Genomic DNA, 25,617 nt, shown 5'->3' with positions numbered 1-25,617 from the left:
TGTAAGGTCTCGTCGCGCGGTGACGGTCGCAGGCGACGACCCGACCGACACCGTCTTCGAGACGCCGAGAGCGTAACGGATTCCAGTTACCACGCCACGGTCATCGACAGCGAATTTATCAACGTACGCTCCCAGGATTCGGTATATGGTGCTGGTGGACGACTTCGGCCGCGAGGTAACCGGCGTTCGAATCTCTCTGACCGACCGGTGTAACTTCGACTGCGTCTACTGCCACAACGAGGGGCTGGGCGACACCCGCGGGCCGATGGACGCCTCGGACGAGGAGATGAGCGCCGACGACGTGGTCAGATTTCTCGAAGTCGTCGAGGAGTACGGCGTCGAGAAGGTGAAGTTCACCGGCGGCGAGCCGATGCTCCGCGCGGACCTCGAAGAGATAATCCGGCGGACGCCGGACTCGATGGAGACGTCGCTCACCACCAACGGGACGTTCCTCGGCGACCGCGCCGAGGACCTCGTCGCGGCCGGCCTCGACCGCGTGAACGTCTCGCAGGACGCCCTCGACCCCGAGGCGTTCGCGCAAATCACGAAGTCCGGCGCGTACGACAAGGTGACGGAGGGCGTCAAGGCCGCCGTCGACGCCGGCCTCACGCCCGTGAAGCTCAACATGGTCGTGTTCACGAAGACCGCGGGCCACGTCGAGGAGATGGTCGAGTACGTCGCAGAAAACCCGGGGTTACAGCTCCAACTCATCCAGTATATGCCCGAACTGACGGGCAAGCCGGAGTGGAACATCGACATCGAGCGCGTCCACCGGTGGCTGACCGACCTCGCCGACGAGGTGGAGGTCCGCGATATGCACCACCGCCGCCGCTACTACGTCGGCGAGGGCATGGTCGAAATCGTCGACCCCGTCGAGAACCCCGAGTTCTGCGCCAACTGCCATCGCGTGCGCGTGACGCACGAAGGATACCTGAAGGGCTGTCTCAACCGCAACGACGACCTACGCCCGATGGGCGAGATGACCCGCGAGGACATCCGCGAGACGTTCGAAGCGGTCGTCGAAAACCGCGTGCCGTACTACGGCGAGTACCTCGTCCGCGACGGCGACGACGGCTGGACGATAAACGAAGAGTACATCGGGGCCTGAGAACGCCCCTCCGACGCGCGAGTTTTTCTCCTCCGACGACTTCTCGGGGCGCATGACTGTCACCGTCGAGCGAGTGGTTCTCGCGACGGACGGAAGCGCCTCCGCGGCGACCGCCGCGGCCCACGCGCTGTTTCTCGCCCGCGTCCTCGACGCGTCGCTCCAAGCCGTCTCCGCGACCGGTACGCCGCAGTCCTCCGCGACCGAGACGACCGAAACCGAAACCGCCGGAGCGTCCGCCAGCGCCGCCTTCGAAGCGGAGGAAGCCGTCGGCGCGGTCACGCGTCGGGCGCTCCTCGCGGGCGTTCGTCTGACTTCGGAAGTCGTCGGCGGGCCGGCCGCGACAGCGGTCGTCCTCGGCGTCGGTGGGGACGACGAGGCTCGGCTTGCGGGGTACCGTGCCGCCGGAACCGTCGCCAGTCGCGTCGTCCGCCACGCGGAGGTTCCGACACTCGTCGTCCCACCGAGCGCGGGCGACGGCGATACTTCCGGGCCGCGCGGGCGACGATGAAACGCCGAATCCGTTTGTAGTTCTGTTCAATTTATACGTGCGCACCACGAACCGTCGCGTGTTGCTCGGGCGTGCGGGCGGCCGCAACGGACCGCCCGGACCTCCACAAGCCGACCCGCCGAATCCGTTTACTGCTCCCCGGCCGCTGCATCGCACGCGAACTGGCTTCCGACCCCGACCCCGACCGCGACTCCACCGACGCTTTACGAACGGAACTCTCATGAGCGAATCCCAATCGAGTCCACGTATGTCCGCACTCACGAAACTCCGCCCCTGGCTCGCCGCGATACTCGGCCTCGTCATCACGGGCCTCGGGCATCTGTATCTACGACGCTGGCGGCGGGCCGCGTTCTGGGTGCTTCTCACGTTCGCGGTGTCCGCGCTGTTCGTTCCGGCGGAGGCGTTCGACCCGCTGATAGGCGGTGCGGTCATCCCGCCGTCGGAGTTCGCCGCGGTGCTCAGGGAACTGGTCCCCATCCTCGTGGTGAGTTTCGCGAGCGTCCTCGACGCCTTCTTCCTCGGCTTGCGGCAGGCCGCGGCGCGGGCGGACCGCTCCGCCGTCGAAGACGCCGAGGAGTCGGCGGCCACCGTCACCGATCCCGTCGCCGACCCCGACGCGGCCACCGTTACGTGCCCCGAATGCGGTCGCGAGGTCGACGCCGACATCGACTTCTGCCACTGGTGTACGACCCCCCTCGACGACCCGGCCGACCGCTGAGATGCCACCGCGGGGTCGAAAGAGTGCCCCCATCCGAACCCCCGACGGAGTCCACGCCGAACTGACGCGACCCGACCTTACCGCTCTTTCTCGACGAAGTCGACGACCGCCTGCGCCCCTTGGAAGCCGTCGGCGAGGCGGTCGACGAGTTCGCCGTCTTCGAACAGGAGGAGCGTCGGGACGCTCCGAATCGTGTACCGCTCTGCGACCGACATATCCGTCTGCGGGTTCAGCATCGCGACGACCACGTCGGTTGCTTTCGAGACGTTGCCGAGGACGGGTTCGATGCTCTGACACAGCGTACAGCCCTTCGTGTAGATGTCGAGGAGGACGCGGTCGTGTTCGGCCACGAGGGCGTCGAGTTCCTCGACGGTGTCGATTCGAACGGGCTTCGTCGGCGCGGTCGCGGACTCTGTCGAACTCATTGACGCGAATACGTAACCAGAGCTCTTATGATTTTGGAGAGGTGGTGTACCATACCACGATTCGGCGGCGAGCGGAGGTGACTCGGGCTGTCACGCGAGGTCCCTTTCGTGATGTTTAAGTAATGCCACCGTCTCGTAACGGATGCAATCGATGTAGGGGAATGTCGTCCCCGAGTCCGGAAGGGCGAAACTAACACGACCGAAGTGTTGCGGTAGCCAAGCCTGGCCCAAGGCGCTGGGTTGCTAACTCAGTGGCGTCAAGCCCCCGGGGTTCGAATCCCCGCCGCAACGCTCACAACACGACTTCCAAAGTCATGAGTGCAGAAGAACCACAGGACAGCTCTCCGGAGGAGGAAGAGGACCTCCGTTACTTCATCCGAATTGGTCAGACCGACCTTGACGGAACGAAGACGGTAGAGCGCAGTCTGACGGACATGAAGGGTATCGGCAAGCGCACAGCGCGCATCATCGCCGACGCCGCGGAAGTGGACCGAACGGCGCTGTTCGGTAAGCTCCCCGAAGGCGAGATCGACGCCGTTGTCGATGTCGTCGAGAACTTCGAGGACCACGCCCCCGAGTGGATGGCAAACCGACGGAAGGACTTCTTCTCCGGTGACACCGACCACATCACGGGTTCGGACCTCGAAGAGAAGCGGCGGCATGATATCAACCGCATGAAGATGATCAGCTCCTACAAGGGCGTTCGACACCAGCGCGGCCAGAAGGTTCGCGGCCAGCGGACGAAGTCCACTGGACGTACCGAAGGCACCATCGGTGTCAACGTCGAGGAGATCAAGGAGGCGCAGGCTGAAGAATGACGACGGGTAACAACACCAAGTTCTACGAGACCCCGAATCACCCGTTCCAGGGCGAGCGCATCGCACAGGAATCGGACCTCCTCTCTCGGTACGGTCTCAAGAACAAGGAAGAGCTCTGGCGCGCGCAGTCCGAACTGCGCAACCTCCGCCGCGAGGCGCGACGCCTCCTCGGCGAGGCCCAGGGCGACGTCGAAGAAGCCGAGTCGCTCGGTGCCGAGTTCATGGCGCGCATGCGCCGCTACGGCATCCTCTCTGCGGAGGACGACATCTCCCAGACGCTGCGTCTCGACGTGACCGACATCCTCGAACGTCGGTTCCAGACGGTCGCCTACCGCAAGGGGCTCGCACAGACGCCCCAGCAGGCCCGTCAGTTCATCGTCCACGGTCACGTGACCGTCGACGGTGCGCGGACGACCGTCCCCTCCCGCAAGGTCGAGGTCGACGAAGAGGACACCGTGGCGTTCGACGAGACGTCGAAGCTCGCGGACGAACTGCACCCTGAGCGCGCGGAGGCCCAAGAATGAGCGAATCCGAAACCGGTGACAAGTGGGGTATCGCCCACGTTCACGCATCGTTCAACAACACGCTCATCACGGTGACTGACATCACGGGCGCCGAGACTATCGTCAAATCGTCCGGTGGCTCCGTCGTCAAGCAGAACCGTGACGAGGCATCTCCGTACGCGGCCATGCAGATGGCAGAGAGCGTCGCCGACCAGATTAAGGCGGCCGGTATCGCCGGTCTGCACGTCCGCGTTCGCGGTCCCGGTGGCAACGGTAACAAGAGCCCCGGACCCGGCGCACAGGCAACGATTCGCGCCCTCGCTCGCGCCGGTCTCGAGATCGGTCGCATCGAGGACGTGACGCCGATTCCGCACGACGGAACTCGCGCGCCGAAAAACAGCCGACTCTAACACACCATGGTAAACGACTTCCAGGTCGAGTTCATCGAACGCGAAGACCGACGCGCCCGTTTCGTCGCGCGCGGTCTGACCCCGGCGCTAGCCAACGGCATTCGCCGGGCGATGGTCGCCGACGTGCCGACGTTCTCCATCGACACCGTTCGGTTCGTGGAGAACACCTCGGTCATGTTCGACGAGATGATCGGGCTTCGTCTCGGTCTGGTTCCGTTGACCACGCCTCTCGACGACTTCGAACCCGGTGACACCGTCACCGTCGCGCTCGAAGTCGACGGGCCGGCAACCGCCTACTCCGGGGATATCGAATCCGCGGACGACATGGTCGTCCCGGCGGACGAGAACATCCCCATCATCGAGCTGAAGGAGGGCCAGCGCCTCGAGTTCGAGGCCGACGCCGTCCTCGGCCACGGAAAAGACCACGCCAAGAACCAAGGCGGGGTCGCCGTCGGCTACCGACACCTCCAGCGCGTGGAGGTCGTCGGCGACGCCGGCGAGTTCGATGAACAGGAGCCGAACATCCTCCGCGGCGTCATCGAAGAGGCCGCGGCGGAACACGCCGAGGGGGACGCCGAAGACGGCGACCTCGTCGCGACGGAGACGTTCGGCAACGACCTGACGGAGCGGTACCCCGGGAAAGAGGTCGAAGTACACGACGTGCCCGGCGCGTTCGTCTTCAGTGTGGAGACGGACGGGTCGTTCGACGTCGACGAGCTCGTGACGCGCGCCGTCGCCTCCTTGGGTGACCGCGCGGCCGAACTCGAAGAGAAGGTCGCACTGTAAGAATGAACACTGCCCCGTCTCAACACCGGCGTTCGCCCGCCCCACGAGGGGTCACAACCACCGATAGCGTGGCGTGTGACTCCCTCACGGCGGCGGGCCGGACCGAAGGTGTTTTTACGGGGCATGAAGTACAGCGGAATGCTTGCAGGGATAGCCAAGTCTGGCCAACGGCGCAGCGTTCAGGGCGCTGTCTCATAGGAGTCCGCAGGTTCAAATCCTGCTCCCTGCACTCCGCTTTCTCTCTGGAGGTAGACAATGAGTAAGACGAACCCGAGACTCAACAGTCTCATCGCCGAGCTGAAGGCGGTCTCGCGTGAGTCCGGTGCCAACGTCTGGCAGGATGTCGCGGACCGTCTCGAAAAGCCACGGCGCACCCACGCGGAAGTCAACCTTGGTCGTATCGAACGATACGCTCAGGAAGACGAGACCGTCGTCGTGCCCGGCAAGGTGCTGGGTAGCGGTGTGCTGCAGAAGAACGTCACAGTCGCGGCCGTGGACTTCTCGTCCACCGCTCGAAAGAAGATCGAGCAGGTCGGCGACACCGTGACGCTAGAACAACTCGCTGAACAGAACCCCGACGGGTCCAACGTACGGGTGATCCGATGAGCCTCGCAGAATTCGACGCAGACGTCGTCGTCGACGCTCGAAACTGCATCGTCGGCCGCGTCGCCTCGGAGGTCGCACAGCGCGCCCTCGCAGGCGAGACGGTCGCCGTCGTCAACGCGGAAGACGCCGTCATCACGGGCTCGGAAGAGGACGTGATGGCCAAGTACAGAAAGCGCGTCGAAGTCGGTTCGGACCAGGGTCCGTACTACCCGAAGCGTCCCGACCGCATCTTCAAGCGTGCCATCCGCGGCATGCTTCCGTACAAGAAGCCCCGCGGCCGCGAGGCGCTCTCGAACGTCCGCGTCTACGTCGGCAATCCGTACGGCGAAGACGGCGAGATGCTCGAAGACACCTCGCTGGACCGCCTTTCGAACATCAAGTTCATCTCGCTCGGAGAGGTCTCCGAGAAGCTGGGTGCTAACGTCACATGGTAACGAACACGTCTGGTAAGAAGAAGACCGCAATCGCCCGCGCCACCGTGCGCGAAGGCGAGGGTCGAGTCCGAATCAACTCCCAGCCGGTCGAGCTGGTCGAGCCGGAGATGGCCCGCCTCAAGATGCTGGAGCCGTTCCGCATCGCAGGCGAGGACCTCCGCTCGCAGGTCGACATCGACGTGCGCGTCAACGGCGGCGGCGTGGCCGGTCAGGCCGACGCAGTCCGCACCGCGCTCGCTCGTGGGCTGGTGCAGTACCTGAACGACGCGGAGCTTCGCGACGCGTACATGGAGTTCGACCGCTCGCTTCTGGTCAACGACGTTCGCCAGTCCGAACCCAAGAAGTGGGGCGGACCGGGCGCGCGCGCTCGTTACCAGAAGTCCTACCGCTGAGGTGATCTAACCATGATGATTCCCGTCCGGTGTTTCACCTGCGGCACAGTGATCGGCGAACACTGGGACGAGTTCAAAGCCCGTGCTCGCGAGGGAGACGAGGACCCCGCTGAGGTCCTCGACGACCTCGGGGTCACGCGTGCCTGCTGCCGGCGGATGATGGTGTCGCACAAGGACCTCGTGGACGTCGTATCCCCCTACCAATGATGCAACGGTACAACCGATACGAGAAGGCACGCATCCTCGGCGCGCGAGCGCTGCAGGTCTCCTACGGGGCCCCGGTTCTCGTCGATTCGGAACAGACAGAACCGATATTAATCGCCGCTGAGGAGTACGACGCAGGTGTACTTCCGTTCACCGTCAAACGAGAGGGTAAGTGACAACATGACTCGAATCACATCCGTAGCTCTGCGCCGCGTGCTCGACTCCCGTGGAAACCCGACGGTCGAAGCCGACGTGCTCACCGAATCCGGTGGGTTCGGTCGCGCTGCGGCCCCGAGCGGGGCATCCACCGGCGAGTACGAGGCAATCGAACTGCCGCCGACCGAAGCAATCGCCGCCGCGCGGCGACACGCGGTTCCCCGACTCGTGGACGAGGTCCACGCGGGCAACCAGCGCGAGGTCGACGCGACGCTCCGCGCCGCCGACGGTTCCGAGAACTTCTCGGAAATCGGCGCGAACAGCGCGGTCGCCATCTCGATGGCGGCGGCCAAGGCCGGTGCCGACGTGCTCGGTGCGCCCCTGTACCAGCATCTCGGCGGCGCGTTCCGCGGCGACAACTTCCCGACGCCGCTCGGGAACGTCATCGGAGGCGGTGAACACGCCAAAGAAGCGACGAACATCCAGGAGTTCCTCGCCGCGCCGGTCGGCGCGCCGAGCGTCTCCGAAGCCGTCTTCGCCAACGCGAAGGTCCACGCCCGCGCGTCCGAGATTCTCGACGAGCGCGGCGTGCCCGCCGCGAAGGGCGACGAGGGTGCGTGGGCGCCGCCGGTCTCCGACGCCGAGGCGTTCGAAATCATGGGCGAAGCGGTCTCCGACGTCGAGGACGAACTCGGCTTCGAGATCGGCTTCGGTCTCGACATCGCCGCCTCGGAGATGTTCGAAGACGGCGTCTACCACTACGGTGACGAGACGAAGACGACCGACGAGCAGATCGACTACGTCGCCGAGATGGTCGACGAGTACGACCTCGTCTACGTCGAAGACCCCCTCGACGAGAACGACTACGAGGGCTTCGCGGAACTCACAGAGCGCGTGGGCGACCGCACGCTCATCTGCGGTGACGACCTGTTCGTCACCAACGTCGACCGTCTGCAGGACGGCATCGACGTGGGCGCCGCGAACTCCATCCTCATCAAGCCGAACCAGATCGGGACGCTGACCGACGCGTTCGACGCCGTCGAACTGGCCTCCCGAAACGGGATGGACGCCGTCATCTCTCACCGCTCCGGTGAGACGGAAGACGCGACCATCGCACACCTCGCCGTCGCAACCGACGCGCCGTTCATCAAGACTGGCACGGTGCAGGGCGAGCGAACCGCCAAACTGAACGAACTCATCCGCATCGCGGACGACGCAGTATGAGCGACAACGAAAACGACGCGGTGGAGGTCGCCGACGAGGAACCCGAGACGGAGACCGAAGCGGTCGCCGAGACGGAACCCGCCGAGGCCGCCACCGAAGACGAGACAGCAGAGACCGCCGAGGCGGCCGACGACGCCGCCGAGGCCGAAGAAGCAGAGCCGGAACCGGCCTTCGACGAGGACGTTATGCCCGACGAAGACGCCGACCTGCTCATCCCGGTCGAGGACTACCTGGCCGCCGGTGTCCACATCGGTACCCAGCAGAAGACCAAGGACATGGTCCGGTTCATCCACCGTGTCCGCGACGACGGGCTCTACGTGCTCGACGTCAGCCAGACTGACTCGCGAATCCGCACCGCCGCGGACTTCCTCGCGAATTACAGTCCGGAGCAGATTCTGGTCACGTCCTCCCGCCAGTACGGTCGCTTCCCGGCCGAGAAGTTCGCCGACGCCGTCGGCGCTCGCGCCCGCACGGGCCGCTTCATTCCGGGTACACTGACGAACCCGGACTACGCCGGCTACATCGAACCCGACGTGGTCGTCGTCACCGACCCGATTGGTGACGCGCAGGCCGTCAAGGAGGCCATCACGGTCGGCATCCCGGTCATCGCGATGTGCGACTCCAACAACCAGACGTCGAACGTCGACCTCGTCGTCCCAACGAACAACAAGGGTCGACGCGCGCTGTCGGTCGTCTACTGGCTGCTGGCCAACGAGACGCTCGACCGCCGCGGCTCCGACACCGTCTACGCCCTCGAAGACTTCGAGGCCGAACTGTAGTTCGGGACGACCTTCCGATTCGACTTTTCTGACACTCGCCCGGTGAGCGGCGGCGCTGTCGCTCAGTTCGGTGCAGCCACGACGCCGCCGACGCGAGTCGAGTCGACGTCACGCGAGACCGCGGCCCCGCATCCGCCACAAACGGTTTTGTGCGCCGTTCCCATAGCTAAACACATGAGCAAACTCCTTCACCAGCTCACCGTGGGCGAACTCGCAGACAGGGTGGACGCGGGAGAGTCGTTCACCGTGGTCGACACGCGGCCGCCCGAGAGCTTCGAGTCGTGGCACATCGAGGGCGCGGTCAACGTCCCTTTCCACCCCGTCGACGGGCTCGGCGGCGACTGGGACTGGGACCGCGTCGGCGACCTCGTCCGTGAGGGGCCGGTCGTCGCCATCTGCGGGAAAGGGCTGTCTTCGACGTCATTCGGGTTCGGACTGGCCGAACGCGGCTACGACGACGTGGAGGTCGTCAAAGGCGGCATGGAAGACTGGAGCAAGCTGTACGAGGTAGTCGAACTCGACACCGGCGACGACGATCTGTTCGTCGCGCAGGTCCAGCGCCGCGCAAAGGGCTGTCTCGGCTACGTCGTCGGCTCGCGGTCGGCCCGCGAGGCGGTCGTCGTGGACGCCACCCGGCAGATTCACGAGTTCGAACTCGTCGCCGCCGACGCCGGGATGACGGTCGCTGGTGTGCTCGACACGCACGTCCACGCCGACCACGTCTCCGGGGGGCGGGCGCTCGCCGACCGCCTCGACGTGCCGTACTACCTCGGGGCGGAGGCGACCGACCGCGACGTGGCCCACGAGTTCACCGCGCTGGACGACGGCGAGACGCTGGCCGTCGGCGACTACGATATCGAGGCGATGCACGCGCCGGGGCACACCTCGGACATGACGAACTACCTCGTCGACGGCCGGTTCCTCCTCACCGGCGACACGCTGTTCGTCGAGTCGGTCGGCCGGACGGAACTCCAGTTCGGTGATTCGGACGCCGCGACGGGGGCGGAACTCCTCTACGAGACGCTTCACGACACGCTGTTGTCGCTGCCCGACGAGACGCGCGTCCTCCCCGGCCACGTCTCCGTCGGGGCGGACGGGCGCTACGGCGTCGCCGCGCCGGGCGAACTCGTGAGCGCGCCGCTCGGCGACCTGCGCGAGGGACTCGACTTGCTGTCGATGGACGTGTCGGCGTTCGTCGCCCGCGTCACCGAGGACACGCCCGAGAAGCCCGCGAACTACGAGCGCGTCATCGACATCAACACCGGGCGGGCCTCGGTCGGCGGCGAGGAGGAGGCGACCGAACTCGAACTCGGACCGAACAACTGCGCCGCCTGAGCCGACCGTCCGGCATCGGTCGGTGATTCGAGGTTTTCAGGACGGAATCGGTCGGTTCAGGACAGTTCGACCGCGCCTAACCGACCGTCGAACAGGTCGTGGTCGAACCACGCCATGCGCCGGTCGCTGTATCGAATCTCGGGACCGAGCGACAGCGCGGTGCGCGCGCGGTCGGGGTCGGTGACGCCGACGAGGAACGCACACGGCCCCTCACCGACCTCGTCGATGCGCGCGTCGAGCGCGCCGTCGCCGGGTTCGCACAGGGCGAGCGGCGTGCCCGGAAGCGTGGCGAACTCGGGAAACGGGCCGTTGATATCGACCGGAGAGGGGTACCGGTGTCGCCGGGCGAACAGCGCCGCGGTCGCCTCGCGGTCGCGGGTGGCGACGACGACGGTCTGGAGGCCGCGAAGCGACGCGTTCGGCGCGGCCTCCGGGACGCGGTAGCCCCGCGGAGTGCGGTCGTGAATGAAAAAGGGGAGTCGCTGGTCCGACCCCTCGAAACACATGTCCCACTCGACGAGGCGGCCGTCCGGTCGGGCGCGAGAGGCCTCGTGGGGGCCGTCGACGGGGAGGCCGGCGTCGATGGCGGTCTTGACGCTGGCGGCGTCGTCGGTCTCCAGACACCACGCCGCGGGGCCGACGTCGGCAGCGAGATAGTCGGGCCAGAAGCCGGCGTCCGTGGCGTCGGTCCCGAGCGTCGGCGCGATGAGTTCGAGGTACGACCCGTCGGGGAACGGCACGACGGCCATGTGGGTCGTCCCGGTCCCGTGTTCGCCGCCGTACGTCGGCGTCAGTCCGACCTCGTTCGCGGCCGCCCGGAGTTCGTACAGTTCGGTCCCACCGAACGCGACGTGGTCGATGGTTCGGTCCATACGCCTTCCACGTTCGACTCGGTATAGTGCTTAGGGGCGGTCCTGTCTGCGAGTTAGCGGGTCAGACTCCCCCGACCGAAGCGTTTTGCGTCCGGCCCACCACGATACGGTATGAACCTCTTTCGGAGCGTCAGAGCGGTCGCGGACGCTTCGGCAACCGGCTCCGGAACCATCGACTGGGACGCCGTCGCCGAGGCCGCGAAGTCCGCGACCGACCCCGGTTCGCTCGACCTCACGGACGCCGAGCGCGCGGGCTACGCGGCAGACGTTCGCGACGCGCGCGACCGCCTCGCGGCCGTCGCCGAGGTGGAGTTCGACGTGCCCGAGGTCGTCGAAGTCCAGAACCGACACCACTGGATAGACGCGAACGTGGCGACGTTCCGCCGGGTGATGGTCCCGTTCGAGGAACACGGCCCCACCGTGCTCCCCGGGTTCACGCGCGCCGTCAACACCGGGTCGTTCGCCTTCGTCCTCTCGTTTCTCGGCAACAACGTCCTCGGCCAGTACGACCCGCTGCTCCTCGCCGACGGCGACGACGACCACGGACTGTACTTCGTCCACCCGAACATCCGCCGGGTCGCCGACAGCCTCGACGTGGACTACCCGCGGTTCCGCCGCTGGATTGCCTTCCACGAGGTGTCGCACGCCGCGGAGTTCGGTGCGGCCCCGTGGCTCTCGACGCATCTCGAATCGCGGATGCAACGCGGGGTCGACGCCCTCGTCGACGGCGGCCTCGACCGCGACGCCTTCCGCGAACTCGACACGACGATGACCGCCGTCGAGGGCTACGCGGAACTGCTGATGGACCGGGCGTTCGACGACGACTACGAGGACCTCCGCCGGAAGCTCGACGAGCGTCGGCAGGGCGGCGGCCCGGTCGCCAAACTCGCGCGTCGGCTCCTCGGACTCGGCCTCAAGCGCCGGCAGTACGAACGCGGCGCTCGCTTCTTCGAGCACGTCGCCGACGAGCGCGGCGTCGCCGCCGCGTCGCGGGTGTGGGACCATCCGGAGAACTTACCGACCGACGCGGAACTGGACGCGCCCGAGCGATGGGTCGCCCGGGTGTCGCCCTGAGGGCGGCGTCGCTACCGGCGGTTCACCGCGGTGAACTCGCGGCTCCACCGCCGCAGATACCACGTGAGGAGCCCCCCGATGACCACCCCACAGAGCAGCGCGACTGCGGCCTGAACGAGCGTCGCCCCGGCCTGCACGGCGACGAGCGCGGCCGACGCGCCGACCAGCAGGATGAAGCCGATTTTGAGTCGGTTGTTGGCGAGTCGCGTCTCCTCGTCGCTCATGCTCGAACCGACCATCGTCCCTCCGAAGTCGCGCCGTGCGGGGAGTGTCGCGACCGCCCGCCGAGCCTATCGTCCATATCCGTGTATTGGATGCCGAGGGTTTGAAACCGAGGTTCTCACTGGAAGCCGCGGTCGACGCCGTCGGACTCGATGAGGTCGTCGAGGTCCGACGAGAGCAGTTCGTCGGCGTCCGTGAACTCCTCTGAGAGGTCGTCGAGGCGGTCGGGCCGGGCGTCGAACTCGTAGTCCATCGGGCCGAACGCCGGACTGTCGAGCGCCTCCATCACGTCGGTGAAGAAGTCGTCGGCGGTGGTCGGCGCGTCGGCGTGGACCTTCACGGTCTCTTCGAGCCGCCGCGCCATCGACTCGGCCTGCGACTCGTCTTCGGGCGGGTTCTGGACGGCGAACCGGCCGGGGGTGGCCTCGCCGTCGCCGTCGTCGCGCCGACGCGGGAACAGCGGGTCGAGGTCGTCGTCGATGCGGCGGGCGACGCGAGCGCCGACGCCGCGGACCTCGTAGGGGTTCTTCGCGTACGTCTTCAGCTGGTAGACGCCGGCGTCGGGTGGGCGAGAAAGAGGTCCTCGCCGAGGCTCCGGCGGCGATTCCCCGCGACGGCCCGCCACGCGTCGGGGTCGCGGTCGCGGCCCGCGTCGACGACCTCCGAGAGGATGTCCTGCCAATCTCTGACGCGCATGGATGTGCGTACCGCGCGGGAGAGAAAGAGCGTGACGGTCGCGGGGGGTTCGGGTGCGCCCCGCCCCGTCGCGGGCGCACGTCCGGTCCCCGGGTTCCACCGACGGCTATTTGCCCGCGCCTCACCGACGGTTTCGACGTGAACCTTCGCGGTCCGCTCGTCGAGGTCGGCGAGCCGCGCGACGTCGAAACGAAGTACGGCGAGCGCTCGCTGGCGGAGGTGACGCTCCGCCCCGAGCGCGGGACCGGAGAGCCAGTCACCGTCACCCTCTGGGGGAAGTGGACCCACGCCGCCGAACACGCCGAGCCGGGCATGGACATCCTCGTCACCGACGCCGAGGAGTCGGAGTACCGCGGCGAGACGACGTACTCGACGGGCTCCGAGTCGTTCGTCGTCGTCGAACCCGACTTCCTCGTCGACGTGACCGACGTCCGCTCGTGGGTGCAGTGCTCGCGGATGTACTACCTGAACAAGCTCTCGGGCATCCCGCTGAACTACCCGGTGGTGAAGGGGACCATCGTCCACGACGTGTTCGGCGACCTCCTCCGCGGCCGCGACCTCGACTCGTCCATCGACGAGCGCATCGACGAGCGCGGCCTCGAACTCGGCCTGCTCGGCCGCGAGGTAGACGAAGTCGCGGACGAGGTGCGCCGCAACGCCGCCGCCATCGAGGGGTGGCTCTCGCAGGGCGTCCTCACCGACGAAGACGAGTGGCGCTCGGAGTACACCCTCATCTCACCGACGTTCGGCATCAAAGGCCGCGCCGACGCCCTCCGCCGGGGGTCGCCCGTCGAACTCAAGACCGGCAAGAACCTCAACCGCGACCCGCGGTTTCAGGACAAGATTCAGGCCGCCTCCTACGCGCTCATCCTCGAAGAGCGGGGCTTCCCGGTCGACACGGGGACGCTCCTCTACACGAAGAACACGACGCTCGACCGCACCGAGGAGTCCGGCGACCTCTCGCCGGCGAAGGACTTCTCCATCGGCCGCGGCCTGCTCGAATTCGTCGTCCGCACCCGCAACGAAATCGCGGCGATGGAACACGACGTGTCGGTGCCGACCGGCTACGAGGTGAACTCAAAGTGCGAGTACTGCTTCGAGAAAGACACCTGCATGGTCGTCTCCGGCAGGCTCGACCAGGAGTCGAAAGCCGGCGCAGTCGGGAAGCCGGTCCCCGAGGACGAACGCGACTACTTCGACCGCTTCTACCGCGCCGTCGAAGAGGAGCGCCGGTCGGTCCACAAGGAGTATCGAAAGCTCTGGGACCAGAGCGCCGAGGAGCGCGCCGACGACGACCGGGCGCTCATCGGCCTCGAACCCATCGGCCAGACCGAGCGCCCCGACGGCACGTGGGAACTCCGGGCGAAGCAGACCGACGACGCGGTGTCGAAGCTCCGCGCCGGCGACGTGGCGCTCGCCAGCGACGGCCACCCCGTCGAGGGGCACGCCGAACTCGCGCGCATCGTCGAACTCGGCGACGAGGTGGTCGTCACGACCGACGAACCCGTGCCGCTCCGCCGCCTCGACGTGTACCCGTCCGAACTCACCGTCGACCGCCTGCTCACCGCCCTCCACGACGCGGTGCTCAAGGGCTCGCCCGACCGCAAGGACGTGCTGTTCGGCCGCCGCGACCCCGACTTTTCGGACCGCTCTGCGGGCCGCACGTTCATCGACAACAACGACGCCCAAGACGACGCGGTGCGCCTCGCGGTCGACGCCGACGACCTCGCGCTCATCCACGGGCCGCCGGGGACGGGCAAGACCCACACCATCGCCCGGACCATCCGCGCGCTCGTCGAGGACGGCAACCGCGTCCTGCTGTCGGCCTTCACGAACCGCGCGGTCGACAACGCGCTCGAAGCCCTGCGCGACCAGGGATTCGAGAATATCGTCCGCGTCGGCACCGAATCGGGCGTCCGAGAGGACATGCAGGACGTGCGCCTCTCCCGGAGCGGCGACCCGAACGCGCTCGCCGCCGCCCTCCGTAACGCGCCGGTCGTCGCCGCGACCACCGCCTCCTGCGGGTCGCGCGTGATGCGCGAGCAGTCGTTCGACGCGGCGCTCGTCGACGAGGCGTCGCAGATAACCGAACCGGGGACGCTCGCCGCGGTCAACCTCGCAGACCGGTTCGTCCTCGTCGGCGACCACAAACAGCTTCCGCCGGTCGTCCGCGCCGAAAACGACCTCCAGACATCGCTGTTCCAGCGACTCATCGAGACGTACCCCGACGCCTCGGTCATGCTCGACCGCCAGTACCGCATGTCCCAGCGGATTCAGGCCTTTGCCTCGAGGGAGTTCTACGACGGCGCGCTCCGCCCGGCGACGGGCGCGGTCGCCGCCCAGCACCTCCGAGACCTCGGCGTCGACACCGCGGACCTCCCCGCCGAACTCGCGGACCAAGTCGCCTTCGTCGACCCGGACGGCCGGCGCGTCGGCAACACCAACCCCACGGAGGCCGACCGCGTGGCCGAGGTCGTCGCCGCCTACGAGGCCGCCGGCGTCGACGCCGACGACATCGGCGTCATCGCTCCGTTCCGGGCGCAGGTCGCGGAAATCTCCCGCCGAACCGACGCCACCGTCGACACGGTCGACCGATTCCAGGGCTCCTCGAAGGAGGTCATCGTCGTCTCGTTCGTCGCCACCGGCGAGTTGGACGGCCCGCTGTTCGAGGACCACCGCCGCATCAACGTCGCGCTGACGCGGGCGAAGAAGGCGCTGTGTCTCGTCGGTGACGCCGACGCGCTCGAATCCGACCCGTTCTACGACCGGATGCTCGCGTGGGCGCGGCGGTAGGCGTCTCCGCGGCTGTCCGACTGGAGGGCGTCTCACTCCACGTCGATGCCGAGGTCGGATTCGCCGTCGTTGATTTCGGCCTTGACGCGCTCGTGGAACTCCCGGAGCGCCGCGCTCTCGTCTTCGGCGAGAACCACGTCGCTCGCGGTCAGCGTGGCGAGCCCGAACGCCCGCGGCGTCGGCGACGAGACCTGCTGGCCGACCACGTCCACGTCGCCCGCCCGAATCGCCGCTATCGCGTCCTCGATGGCGGCGAGGTTCAGTTTGTCTTCGAGAATCTCGCGGTAGGTCTCCTCCATCACGGCGAACTCGTCGAGGTCCTGCGCGAACGACAGCAGCATCTCGGAGGAGACCTGCTGTTGGGCGGCGGACTTCTCGTAGCCCTTGTAGCGCTTGAGAATCATGAGCGAGCGCGTCGCGTCGATGCGGAAGTAGCGCTTCAGGAGGTCGGTCCCGTCGAGGGCGGCCCGGAGGTCGGCTTCGACTGCCTCGGGGTCGAGGTCGCGGAGGACGCCCACGAGGTCGACTTTGCGGTTGAGCGGCATCGACAGCGAGAAGCCGTTGTCGGCGACGGCGACCTGCACGTTCGCGTTCGTCCGGCGGGCCGCGTGGTACGCGAGGAGCCGCGAGAGGCCGTCGTTGAACCGCCGGCCGTAGGTGCAGTGGACGTAGAACTGTCGGCGGTAGGCCTCGCGGTCGAGTTCGGTCTCCACGACGAGCCTGTCGGGCGTCGCCACGCTCTCGGGGCCGGCGTATCTGACCTGCTCGTCGAACATCCGGGTGACGGCGCGGACGCTGTTCTCGTCGAGCGGGAACTCCCGGAGCCACGACCTGACGGCGGGCGCGCCGCCGGCGTCGAGTCGGTCGACGAGGTCGGCCTGAAACGCCGCGAGTTCGCGGCCGAGGTCGTACGAAAGCGGCAGGCGCTCGGAGAACCACGAGGGGACCGTCGGCCGCTGTGAGGTGCGGTCCACGTACACCTTCGACCCGCGGCGGTAGCGGTAGGCGAAGTGGTCGCCGCCGAGGACGAACACGTCGCCTTTCTCCAGCGTGTCGAGGTAGCCCTCGTCGAGCGTGCCGACCCACTGGTCGGCCCCGCGGACCAGCACGTCGCAGGTGAAGGAGTCGGGAATCGTGCCGATGTTGGTCATGTAGATGACGCGGGCCATCCGGCCGCGTTTGCCGATGAGGGGTTCGCCCACGGGGTACCCCTCGTAGTGGTGTTCGCCGTCCGGCGGGTCGTTGGTGTCCCGCCAGATTTTCGCGTAGACGTTCTTGTCTTCGAGGCCGTCGTAGTCGGCGGTGAGATAGCGGAACAGGCGCTCGAAGTCGTCGTCCGAGAAGTTCCGGTACGGGTAGGCCCGCCGGAGCGTCTCGCGGAGTTCCGACTCGGGGCGAATCGCGTTGATTGCCATCCCGTACACCTGCTGGGCGGCCACGTCGAAGGCGTTCTCGGGGATGAACACCCGGTCGACGAAGCCCGACTCGGCCTTCGAGAGCATCACCGCGCACTCGACGAGTTCGTCTCTGTCGAGAGCGATGACGCGACCCTCGACCGTCTGGCCGAGCTGGTGGCCCGCGCGGCCGACCCGCTGGAGGAGCGCGGCGACCGACTTGGGCGAGCCGACCTGCACCACGAGGTCGATGTGGGGCATGTCGATGCCGAGTTCGAGGCTCGTGGAGGTGGTGACGACGCGTAACTCGCCCGCCTTCAGCTTCGATTCTATCTCCTGTCTGCGCTCTTTCGAGAGGCTCCCGTGGTGACAGCCGGAGTTCGACTCGTCGATGTCGTCGAACCCTTCGCGGAGGTTGTGGAGGACGCGCTCCGCGCCCGACCGCGTGTTGGTGAACACGAGCGTGTTCGTGTGCGAGGCGACGAGGTCGTGCAGGCGGTCGTAAAACCGGCTCTGGACCTCGCTTCGGGGCGTCCGAATCAGGTCGTCTGTCGGACACTCCAGTCGCACGTCGAAGTCGCGGACGAACCGCGTGTCCACGAGTTCGTAGTCGCGGGGCTCGCCGTCCTCGCGGCCGACGAGAAACTCCGCGACCGTGTCGAGCGGTTCGACGGTGGCCGAACAGCCGATGCGCGTCGGCGACGACGTGGCGAGGTCCTCCAGTCGCTCCAGCGACACCGACAGGTGGGTGCCGCGTTTGTTCTCCGCGAGGCTGTGAATCTCGTCGACGACGACGTACTCGACGGTTCGGAGCTTCTCTTTGAACTTCGGTGAGTTGAGCAGAATCGCCAGCGTCTCGGGCGTCGTGTTGAGGATGTGCGGCGTCTCCGAGAGCATCTTCTGGCGGTCCGCCGAGGAGGTGTCGCCGTGCCGGATGGCGTGTCTGATGTCCACGGTCCCGCCGCGGTCGGCGGCGATGTCGGCGATGCCCGACAGCGGCTCGGTCAGGTTCCGGTGGATGTCGTTGGCGAGCGACTTCAGCGGCGAGACGTAGAGGCAGTACACCGAGTTGTCGAGGCCGTCGGGGGATTCGCGCTCCCGGCGGAACAGCTCGTTGATGATGGCCGTGAAGGAGGCGAGCGTCTTGCCCGACCCCGTCGGCGCGCAGATGAGGGCGTTGTCGCCGTCGTGGATGCGCGGGATGGCTCCGCGCTGGGGTGGAGTGAAAAAGCCGCCGTTGCCGGGGACGAACTCCCCGAACCGGTCGACCCACCACTCCTGGACGGCGGGCTCCAACAGGTCGAGTACGTCCTCGTCGGCGACCGTCACCGACTCGGGGTCGAACTCGTAGTCGCCGCCTCTCGACGCGAGAAGCGAGCGGCCGCGCCGGGTCATTACCTCGGGGTTAGCCTGCGCGGGTATGAGGGTTGTGCCTGTGCCCGCGGTGGTCGGAGCCGACGCCGCGCCCGAAGGGGCTGTCCCCCGTCAGTCGTCGAGTCGCGGGTCCACGACGGTTCGGAGGCTGTCGCCGAGGACGCTGAACGCGACGACCGTCACGCAGAGCGCGACGACCGGAGCGGCGGATATCCACCACGCCCGCGGGAACTCGGCCATCCCGGTCTTAATCGTCCGCCCCCACGACCCGGAGGTGACGACGGTCAGTTCCATGTACGACAGCGCCGCCTCTACGAGCAGGAGCGTCGGAATCTGTCGCGTGACGGCGGTGGCGATGGGTCCGGAGAGCTTCGGCAGGATGTGTCGCCGGAGAACGTGGAGCGTGCCCGCGCCGACGACGGTGGCCGCGGTGACGCTGTCGCTCGCCTTCAGGTGGACCGTCTCGTTGCGGACGATGCGCGCGACGCTCCCCCAACTCGTCAGGCCGAAGACGGCGACGAGGAGGAACTGGCTCTCGCCGGCGAGGAAGCTGGCGATGACGTAGATGACGAACGCGGGGAGCGTCTGCTGTACGTCCACGACGCGCATCAGGAGGCTGTCGGTCAGCCCGCCTCGGTAGCCCGCGACGACGCCGACGGTCGTGGCGACGGGGACGATGAGTGCCGCGACGATGGTCGCGAACGTCAGCGCCTCGCGCATCCCGAACAGGACGAGCGTCAGCACGTCGCGGCCGATGCCGGTCGTTCCGAGGGGGTGGGCCCACGTCCCGGAACACCGGCCGGCCGCGAGGGTGCCGAGGCAGTCGTCGGTGAACGTGCTCGCGACCGTCGCGTACACGGGCGGTTGGTTGGTCGCGTCGAGGTCGTACGACAGGTCGATGAACGCGGGCGCGACCAGTCCGACGACGACGAACAGGCCGACCCACAGCAGGCTGAACGCAACCAACGGTCGCTCTCGCGCGTGGTTCACCATGGGCTTCGCCCGCTTGGGCTCGGCGACGAGCGGGGCGACGCCGTAGGCGCACAGGAGGAACAACGCGGGGACGAAAAGCAGGTCGATGCGGCGGAGGTCGCCGACGAACGGCAGGGGGTCCAACGCGGACGAGTACCACGCCAGCGCCGCGAACGCGAGCAGGCCGACGGCGACGACGACCGGCATCAGGTCGCGGCTCTCGGTGCGGCCGCGGGTCGCGCTCCCGGTGGCGGTGTCGCTCATGGCGCGCCCCCGCCGTCGCCGATTCGCGGGTCGAGGAGCGTGTTCGCGACTTCTTGGAGGAAGTTGGCACCGATGCCCGCGAGCGCGACGACCATCGTCATCCCGAGGACCACGGGCATGTCGCGGTCGAGGACGGCCTGATAGGTGAGGAAACCGACGCCGGGGACGTTGAACACGTACTCGACGACGAACACGTTGACGACGAGAATGGCGATGAGGTCCGCGAGCGACACCGCGAGCAGCGGGACCGCGGCTACCCGGAGGACGTACCACATGACTTTCCGGCGACTCACGCCGACGGCGCGGTGCTGTCGCACGAAGTCGGACTGGAAGTACTCGCTTCCCTTCGTCCGGGCGTACCGGAGTTGGCCGGCGAAGACGTTCACCGCGACGATGACGGCCGCGGGGGCGAGGAACAACAGTACCTCGGGAGAGAAGGGACCGGTCGTCGGCAGGCGGTCGGGGAACCACGAGAGCTTCGGAGCGACGGTGACGAAGAAGACGGCCGCCAGCCAGAAACTCGGGACGCCGAAGGCGGCGTACGAGAGGACCGATAGGCCGCGGCCGGCGTTCGACGCCGAGTCGCGGGCGGTCGACAGGCCGGCCCAGATGCCGCCGGCCGTGCCGACGACGACGCCGGGGACGACGTACGAGAGCGTGTACGCCAGCCCTTCGCGGACCATCGACAGCACCGAGCGCCCGGTCGCGAACGAACGCCCCCAGTCGAGGACGGTGATATCGACCAGCCAGCGCGCGTACCGTGTCGTGACGGGTACGTCGAGGTTACGGGCGGCGCGGTAGGCGCGGAGTTTCGCTTCGAGTTGGTCGCCGCGGCCCTGTCGGACGAGGCTGTGCGCGAGCGCGGCCTCGCCGGGGTCCGGGGTGAGCGCGATGACGACGAATGCGAGCGTCACCACCGCGTAGACCGCGACGACGGCGAAAATACCGTGCGAGAGGAAGGTGCGAATGCGGGACACAATCTCACCCACGACAAGAATCATGTCTACCATCAATATTTTCATTCTCGTTGACTCGTTCACGCGAGCACAAGGACTAACGCCGCCGCCGTGGTATCTCGGCGCATGCGCGTCACGTTCCTCGGAACCGGTAGTGCGATGCCCGTCACCGGCCGCGCCCAGACCGGGCTCCTCCTCGAATCGGACGGTAACGCCCTCCTCGTGGACTGCGGGTCGGGCGTCCTCGCCCGACTGGCCGAGACGGAAGTCGGCTACGAGGGCGTCTCGTCGGTCCTCCTCACGCACCACCACCTCGACCACGTCTCGGACCTGATGGCGCTCGTGAAAGCCCGGTGGCTCGCCGGCGCTGACAGCCTCGAAATCGTCGGCCCGGAGGGGACCGAGGAACTCGTCGAGGGACTGTTCGACGTCCACGACTACCTCCGAGGCCGCCTCGACATCCAGATTCGGGAGGTCGGCCCGACCGAGTTCGGCATCGCCGGCTTCGACGTGATGGGGTTCGAAGTCCGCCACTCGATGCCGACGCTCGCCTACCGCTTCAGCAACGAGCGCGGCGAGGCCGACTTCGTCTTCTCGGGGGACACCGAGGCGTTCTCCGCCCTCGGCGACTTCGCCGACGGCGCGAGCGTCCTCGCGCACGACTGCTCGTTCCCGGACGACGTGGACGTGTCGAACCACCCGACGCCGTCGCAGGTGGGCGAGGCGCTCGCCGGGCGGGACATCGACTCGGTCTACCTGACGCATCTCTACCCGCACGCCGACCGCGTCACCGACGACCTCCGGGCGAGCGTGAGCGAACAGTTCGACGGCGAGGTCCGGGTCGCAGAAGACGGGTTGGTCGTCGAACTCTGAGTCTGACTCCGAGTCTGAATCCGATCCCGACGCCGACTACTCTCCGCGGATGACGGTTCCCGGCGACTCGCCGGCGACGAACGCCGACAGTCCCTCGGGGCCGAAGACGTGCGCCGGCGCGCCGAGCGCGAGCAGTTTTCGCACCTTCGCGGCCATCCCGCCGGTCACGTCGGTGGAGTCAGACCCGCCGAGCGCGTCGGCCGCGTCCGCGAACGCCGTAATCTCGGGAATCACGTCGCCGTCGGCGTCGAGCACGCCGGGGACGGTCGAACAGAGGCCGACGCGGTCCGCGCCGAGCCCCGACGCGAGCGACACCACGAGGTCGTCGCCGCTGACGATGGTCGCGCCCTTGCCCGCGTGCGAGATGACATCTCCGTGGAGGACCGGGACGAAGCCCTCGTCGAGCATCGTCTCGGTCGCCGCGAGCGGAAGCGACAGCGAGCCGTCGGCCTCGCGCGCGCCGGCCGAAAGCGGGTGGACCGGCAGGGCCGCGACGCCGCGCTCTTCGAGGGCGTCGAGGACGGCGTCGTTGAGGCGCTTCATCGCGTCGTGGATGGCGCGCACGCCGCGGGCGTCGTGGCTCCCGGACTCCGAGGAGACGCCGTGTTCGGCGGCGTGGTGGTGGCCGAAGCTCCCGCCGCCGTGGACGACGACGACGCGGCGCGATTCAGCGAGGGGCGCAACCGCGTCCGCGGCGGCCGCCAGTCCCGCCTCGTCGACCGTCTCCGGTTCGTCCTTGTCGGTGACGACGCTCCCGCCGAGTTTGAGGACGACGAGGCTCACGACGAGTCCGCCCCCGTCTCCGTCCCGTTCCCGTCGTCGCGCTCGCGCTCGGCCTCGCCCTCGGCGTCCGCATCCGCGTCCGGCGGCACCTCGACTCTGACGCCCTCGGTGGCGAGTTCGGCGCGGAAGGCGTCCTCGCAACCGGGGGTGAACCGGAGCGCGGTCTGCGTCTCGGGCGTCGGGTCCAAGGAGACGATACAGCCGCCGCCGCCCGCGCCGGTCAGTTTCGCGCCGTACGCGCCGGCCTCGCGGGCGGCCCACACCATCGAATCGAGCGAGCGCGAGGAGACGCCGAGGGCTTCCAAGAGGCCGTGATTGAAGTCCATGAAGCGGCCGAGTTCGGAGAGGAGTTCTTCGGGCGGGTCGTCGGCGTCGGGGTCCGCCTCGGCCAGCAGTTCCTCGCCCCGGCGGACGATGTCACCGACGGTCGAGACGGTGTCGGCGGCGAAGTCGTACTCCTCGCGGAGCGCGCGGACGCCGGAGACGAGCGCGCCGGTGTCGCCCGCGCCGCCGTCGAAGCCGATGACGAACGGGAGGGGCGGCGCGTCGATGGTCCGGCAGTCGTCGCCCTCGACGCGGACGGCCCCGCCCATCGCGGAGCAGAAGGTGTCGGCGCGGGAGGCCTGTCCGTCTTGGACCTCGTGTTCGGCCTGGTAGGCGCGTTCCGCGAGTTCGCGCGGTTCGAGTTCGAGGCCGAGTTCGCGGGTCGCGGCGTCGATACCGGCGACGACGACCGCCGCGGAGGAGCCGAGACCGGCCCCGAGCGGGATGTCGCTTTCGACGGTGATGTCGAAGCCGGCGTCGGGCGCGTCGGCGGCGTCGCGGGCCTGGTCGACCGCGGCGTCGATGTAGCCCATCGCGGCCTCCACGAGCGGTGCCGGAACGTCCACGTCGGGCCGGTCGCGGGTCGAGCCGCGGTACTCGACGGTGAAGCCGTTGAGACTCAGGTCCTCGGCGCGGACGCGGACGTGGTCGTCGTCGCGGGCGGAGACGGTGACGGTCGCCCGGCGCTCGACCGCGCAGGGAACCGCCGGCTCGCCGTAGACGACTGCGTGCTCCCCGAACAGATACACCTTGCCGGGAGCGCTCGAAACGGTCATACCCCGGAGTTGCTACGGGATTCGCTTAAGGGTATCCGACTGCGGTCGAACCCGGCCGCGGGCGTCGAGAGGAGCAGTCGGTGGAAACGGTCGGGAGAACCGGTCAGTGGAAACGCTCGGTGGAAACGGCCACAAAAAACGGTGTTCGGTGCCGTCGGTTCAGGCGTCGACTTCGACTTCGTCGCGCTCCTCGTCGTCGGCGTCGTCGAGGTCGGCCAGTTCGTCGAGGTCGTCGTCGCCGCCGCGGATGTAGCGGACCGCCGCCGCGATGCCGACGAGCAGAACCAGCCCGACGAGAAGCCCCAGTCCGGGGCGGCCGCCCGACTCGGCGTCGTCGGCCTCGTCGAACTCGTCGCTTTCGTCGGCGTCGAACTCGGCGTCGAACTCGGCGTCGTAGTCGTCGTGCGATTCGTCGTCGGCGTCGGTGAGGGCGTCGACGCCCTTGGAGAGGAGCGGCGCGCTGTTGGTCGGACTGAACTCGAAGCCGTCGTGCAGGTGAACCTCGAAGAGGGTGAAGTCGGCCATACTCATCAGTAGGCTCACAAGATGGATATGCCTTGTGGCGACGGACTGATGGGGCCGTCTCGGGCCGCCGCGGGACGCTGCGAACCACGACGCCCTGCTCGGCTTCCGGTGTGGTGTGCTGGAGTCGCTGTGTTCTTGTTTCGCCGCCCCCGAACGTCCCGTATGGACGACGACCGACGCGCCTTCCTCGAAGACCTGCTCACCACACCCAGTCCGTCCGGCTACGAGGTCGCCGGCCAGCGCGTGTGGGTGGACTACGTCTCGCAGTTCGCCGACGACGTGACGGTCGACGACTACGGCAACGCCGTCGCGGTCCACGAGGGCACCGGCGAGGGCCCGGAAATCGCCTTCACCGGCCACGCGGACCAAATCGGCTACATCGTCCGCGACATCGACGACGACGGCTTCGTCCGCATCGGCCCCATCGGCGGCGCGGACCGCACCGTCTCGAAGGGCCAGCACGTGACGGTCCACGGCGACGACGGCGACGTGGCGGGCGTCATCGGTCAGACCGCCATCCACCTCCGCGACGTGGGCAGCGAGGAGTACGACGACCTCGAAGAGCAGTTCGTCGATATCGGCGCGACGAGCAAGGGCGACGCGAAGGACCACGTCGAAGTGGGCGACCCCGTGACGGTCGAAGCGCGGGTCCGCGACCTCGCGGGCGACCGCGTCGCGGCCAACGGGATGGACAACCGCGTCGGCACGTGGTCGGCCGCCGAGGGACTGCGCGCCGCCGTCGAGGCCGACGTGGATGCGACGGTGTACGCCGTCAGCACCGTCCAGGAGGAAGTCGGCGTGCAGGGCGCGAAGATGGTCGGCTACGACCTCGACCCCGACGCGATGGTCGCCGTCGACGTGACCCACGCCACGGACAACCCCGACGTGCCCGGCAAGCGCAAAGGGCCGGTCGAACTCGGCGAGGGACCGGTCGTCTCCCGCGGGAGCGCGAACCACCCGAACGTCGTCGCGCTCGCCCGCGACGCGGCCGGAGAGGCCGACATGGGCGTGCAGTTGCAGGCCGCCGGCATCCGCACGGGCACCGACGCCGACGCCTTCTACACGAGTCGCTCCGGCATCCCCTCGCTCAACATCGGCATCCCGAACCGCTACATGCACACGCCCGTGGAGGTCGTCTCCACGAGCGACCTCGACGACGTGGCCGAACTTCTCGGGTCGATGGCCGCGCTCGCGGGCGACGTGGAGTCGTTCGGCGTCGAACTGTGAGCGTTCCCGTCGACCCGTCGGCTGGCGGGCGGTGACTCCGCCATCTGTGCGTAGTTGTCGCACACGCCTCCGGCCGAAAGAAAACC

Annotated in this window: 28 protein-coding genes, 2 tRNA genes and 1 pseudogene; 21 read left to right on the top strand and 10 right to left on the bottom strand. The window is 67.9% G+C overall.

Annotation, left to right across the window (positions count from 1 at the left end; translation table 11 throughout):
* Positions 1-145: 145 nt before the first annotated feature.
* The 3 genes from moaA to HVO_RS18175 all read left to right on the top strand — a co-directional run bounded on the left by moaA (position 146) and on the right by HVO_RS18175 (position 2,334).
* Entirely contained in the window at positions 146-1,108 is a 963-nt protein-coding gene (gene moaA / locus HVO_RS18185) for a GTP 3',8-cyclase MoaA (protein WP_004043033.1), read from the top strand.
* 52 nt (positions 1,109-1,160) lie between these two features.
* Positions 1,161-1,616 carry a universal stress protein gene (locus tag HVO_RS18180; RefSeq protein WP_004043032.1) on the top strand — a complete coding sequence of 152 codons (456 nt, stop codon included), beginning with the start codon at positions 1,161-1,163 and terminating at the stop codon, positions 1,614-1,616.
* Positions 1,617-1,863: 247 nt separating this feature from the next.
* The gene (locus HVO_RS18175) at positions 1,864-2,334 is read left to right on the top strand and encodes a zinc ribbon domain-containing protein (RefSeq protein ID WP_004043031.1); all 471 of its coding nucleotides are present in this window, start codon (positions 1,864-1,866) and stop codon (positions 2,332-2,334) included.
* 77 nt (positions 2,335-2,411) lie between these two features.
* On the opposite strand, the gene HVO_RS18170 is transcribed toward HVO_RS18175, so the two are convergent.
* Positions 2,412-2,759, bottom strand: a complete 348-nt coding sequence (locus HVO_RS18170; RefSeq protein WP_004043030.1) for a thioredoxin family protein — start codon at positions 2,757-2,759, stop codon at positions 2,412-2,414.
* A 206-nt stretch (positions 2,760-2,965) separates the two neighbouring features.
* Between HVO_RS18170 and HVO_RS18165 the strand changes: the two genes are divergently transcribed.
* From HVO_RS18165 to HVO_RS18100, 14 genes are all read left to right on the top strand, one after another.
* Positions 2,966-3,050, top strand: a tRNA-Ser gene (locus HVO_RS18165).
* A gap of 23 nt (positions 3,051-3,073) precedes the next feature.
* Complete coding sequence (locus HVO_RS18160) at positions 3,074-3,577, top strand: 30S ribosomal protein S13 (protein ID WP_004043029.1); 504 nt, start codon at positions 3,074-3,076, stop codon at positions 3,575-3,577.
* On the top strand, positions 3,574-4,101 hold the full coding sequence (locus HVO_RS18155) for a 30S ribosomal protein S4 (protein ID WP_004043028.1): 528 nt from the start codon (positions 3,574-3,576) through the stop codon (positions 4,099-4,101). The genes HVO_RS18160 and HVO_RS18155 overlap by 4 nt, the downstream gene beginning before the upstream one ends.
* Positions 4,098-4,490, top strand: coding sequence for a 30S ribosomal protein S11 (locus HVO_RS18150; protein ID WP_004043027.1), 393 nt, complete (start codon positions 4,098-4,100; stop codon positions 4,488-4,490). Before HVO_RS18155 ends, HVO_RS18150 begins: the two co-directional genes overlap by 4 nt.
* Before the next feature lie 6 nt (positions 4,491-4,496).
* Complete coding sequence (locus HVO_RS18145) at positions 4,497-5,276, top strand: DNA-directed RNA polymerase subunit D (protein WP_004043026.1); 780 nt, start codon at positions 4,497-4,499, stop codon at positions 5,274-5,276.
* 144 nt (positions 5,277-5,420) lie between these two features.
* Positions 5,421-5,505 (top strand) — tRNA-Leu (locus tag HVO_RS18140).
* A 26-nt stretch (positions 5,506-5,531) separates the two neighbouring features.
* A complete protein-coding gene (locus HVO_RS18135) occupies positions 5,532-5,882 on the top strand; it encodes a 50S ribosomal protein L18e (protein WP_004043025.1) in 351 nt (116 codons plus the stop codon).
* Positions 5,879-6,316 (top strand): 50S ribosomal protein L13, encoded by a 438-nt coding sequence (locus tag HVO_RS18130; protein WP_004043024.1) that lies wholly within the window; start codon positions 5,879-5,881, stop codon positions 6,314-6,316. Before HVO_RS18135 ends, HVO_RS18130 begins: the two co-directional genes overlap by 4 nt.
* Positions 6,310-6,708, top strand: coding sequence for a 30S ribosomal protein S9 (locus tag HVO_RS18125; protein WP_004043023.1), 399 nt, complete (start codon positions 6,310-6,312; stop codon positions 6,706-6,708). The genes HVO_RS18130 and HVO_RS18125 overlap by 7 nt, the downstream gene beginning before the upstream one ends.
* 12 nt (positions 6,709-6,720) lie before the next feature.
* On the top strand, positions 6,721-6,915 hold the full coding sequence (locus HVO_RS18120; RefSeq protein WP_004043022.1) for a DNA-directed RNA polymerase subunit N: 195 nt from the start codon (positions 6,721-6,723) through the stop codon (positions 6,913-6,915).
* A complete protein-coding gene (locus tag HVO_RS18115; RefSeq protein WP_004043021.1) occupies positions 6,912-7,088 on the top strand; it encodes a DNA-directed RNA polymerase subunit K in 177 nt (58 codons plus the stop codon). The genes HVO_RS18120 and HVO_RS18115 overlap by 4 nt, the downstream gene beginning before the upstream one ends.
* 4 nt (positions 7,089-7,092) lie before the next feature.
* The gene (eno, locus tag HVO_RS18110) at positions 7,093-8,292 is read left to right on the top strand and encodes a phosphopyruvate hydratase (protein WP_004043020.1); all 1,200 of its coding nucleotides are present in this window, start codon (positions 7,093-7,095) and stop codon (positions 8,290-8,292) included.
* A complete protein-coding gene (gene rpsB / locus HVO_RS18105; protein ID WP_004043019.1) occupies positions 8,289-9,071 on the top strand; it encodes a 30S ribosomal protein S2 in 783 nt (260 codons plus the stop codon). Before eno ends, rpsB begins: the two co-directional genes overlap by 4 nt.
* A 174-nt stretch (positions 9,072-9,245) precedes the next feature.
* Complete coding sequence (locus HVO_RS18100; protein WP_004043018.1) at positions 9,246-10,406, top strand: MBL fold metallo-hydrolase; 1,161 nt, start codon at positions 9,246-9,248, stop codon at positions 10,404-10,406.
* 56 nt (positions 10,407-10,462) lie between these two features.
* On the opposite strand, the gene HVO_RS18095 is transcribed toward HVO_RS18100, so the two are convergent.
* Positions 10,463-11,278 (bottom strand): VOC family protein, encoded by an 816-nt coding sequence (locus HVO_RS18095; protein ID WP_004043017.1) that lies wholly within the window; start codon positions 11,276-11,278, stop codon positions 10,463-10,465.
* A 111-nt stretch (positions 11,279-11,389) separates the two neighbouring features.
* Here HVO_RS18095 and HVO_RS18090 point away from each other — a divergent pair, with 111 nt between their 5' ends.
* Complete coding sequence (locus HVO_RS18090; protein WP_004043016.1) at positions 11,390-12,352, top strand: zinc-dependent metalloprotease; 963 nt, start codon at positions 11,390-11,392, stop codon at positions 12,350-12,352.
* Positions 12,353-12,363: 11 nt separating this feature from the next.
* Here HVO_RS18090 and HVO_RS18085 read toward each other — a convergent pair whose 3' ends face one another.
* Positions 12,364-12,591 carry a hypothetical protein gene (locus HVO_RS18085; protein WP_004043015.1) on the bottom strand — a complete coding sequence of 76 codons (228 nt, stop codon included), beginning with the start codon at positions 12,589-12,591 and terminating at the stop codon, positions 12,364-12,366.
* Between the two features lie 101 nt (positions 12,592-12,692).
* Positions 12,693-13,270: pseudogene (locus HVO_RS18080) on the bottom strand (hypothetical protein).
* A gap of 138 nt (positions 13,271-13,408) precedes the next feature.
* Here HVO_RS18080 and HVO_RS18075 point away from each other — a divergent pair.
* Positions 13,409-16,063, top strand: a complete 2,655-nt coding sequence (locus HVO_RS18075; RefSeq protein ID WP_004043014.1) for an AAA domain-containing protein — start codon at positions 13,409-13,411, stop codon at positions 16,061-16,063.
* A 32-nt stretch (positions 16,064-16,095) separates the two neighbouring features.
* Here the strand turns inward: HVO_RS18075 and HVO_RS18070 are convergent, their stop codons facing one another.
* From HVO_RS18070 to HVO_RS18060, 3 genes are all read right to left on the bottom strand, one after another.
* The gene (locus HVO_RS18070; RefSeq protein WP_004043013.1) at positions 16,096-18,852 is read right to left on the bottom strand and encodes an ATP-dependent helicase; all 2,757 of its coding nucleotides are present in this window, start codon (positions 18,850-18,852) and stop codon (positions 16,096-16,098) included.
* A gap of 90 nt (positions 18,853-18,942) precedes the next feature.
* Positions 18,943-20,067, bottom strand: a complete 1,125-nt coding sequence (locus HVO_RS18065) for an ABC transporter permease (RefSeq protein WP_004043012.1) — start codon at positions 20,065-20,067, stop codon at positions 18,943-18,945.
* Positions 20,064-21,077: an ABC transporter permease gene (locus HVO_RS18060; protein WP_004043011.1), complete on the bottom strand. Its 1,014-nt coding sequence runs from the start codon at positions 21,075-21,077 to the stop codon at positions 20,064-20,066. The genes HVO_RS18065 and HVO_RS18060 overlap by 4 nt, the downstream gene beginning before the upstream one ends.
* Before the next feature lie 72 nt (positions 21,078-21,149).
* On the opposite strand from HVO_RS18060, the gene HVO_RS18055 reads away from it, so the two are divergent.
* A complete protein-coding gene (locus tag HVO_RS18055; protein ID WP_004043010.1) occupies positions 21,150-21,896 on the top strand; it encodes an MBL fold metallo-hydrolase in 747 nt (248 codons plus the stop codon).
* A 36-nt stretch (positions 21,897-21,932) separates the two neighbouring features.
* Here the strand turns inward: HVO_RS18055 and HVO_RS18050 are convergent, their stop codons facing one another.
* From HVO_RS18050 to HVO_RS18040, 3 genes are all read right to left on the bottom strand, one after another.
* Complete coding sequence (locus tag HVO_RS18050; RefSeq protein ID WP_004043009.1) at positions 21,933-22,679, bottom strand: isopentenyl phosphate kinase; 747 nt, start codon at positions 22,677-22,679, stop codon at positions 21,933-21,935.
* A complete protein-coding gene (gene mvk, locus HVO_RS18045; protein ID WP_004043008.1) occupies positions 22,676-23,779 on the bottom strand; it encodes a mevalonate kinase in 1,104 nt (367 codons plus the stop codon). Before mvk ends, HVO_RS18050 begins: the two co-directional genes overlap by 4 nt.
* 159 nt (positions 23,780-23,938) lie before the next feature.
* Positions 23,939-24,304: a hypothetical protein gene (locus HVO_RS18040; RefSeq protein ID WP_013035402.1), complete on the bottom strand. Its 366-nt coding sequence runs from the start codon at positions 24,302-24,304 to the stop codon at positions 23,939-23,941.
* Positions 24,305-24,466: 162 nt separating this feature from the next.
* Between HVO_RS18040 and HVO_RS18035 the strand changes: the two genes are divergently transcribed.
* Complete coding sequence (locus tag HVO_RS18035; RefSeq protein WP_004043006.1) at positions 24,467-25,531, top strand: zinc-binding metallopeptidase family protein; 1,065 nt, start codon at positions 24,467-24,469, stop codon at positions 25,529-25,531.
* The last annotated feature ends 86 nt before the right edge of the window (positions 25,532-25,617 follow it).

The sequence above is a fragment of the Haloferax volcanii DS2 genome (assembly GCF_000025685.1).
GTDB classification, from domain to species: domain Archaea; phylum Halobacteriota; class Halobacteria; order Halobacteriales; family Haloferacaceae; genus Haloferax; species Haloferax volcanii.
The sequence above is the reverse complement of the archived record's forward strand: the minus strand, read 5'-3'. Positions and strand labels throughout refer to the sequence as shown.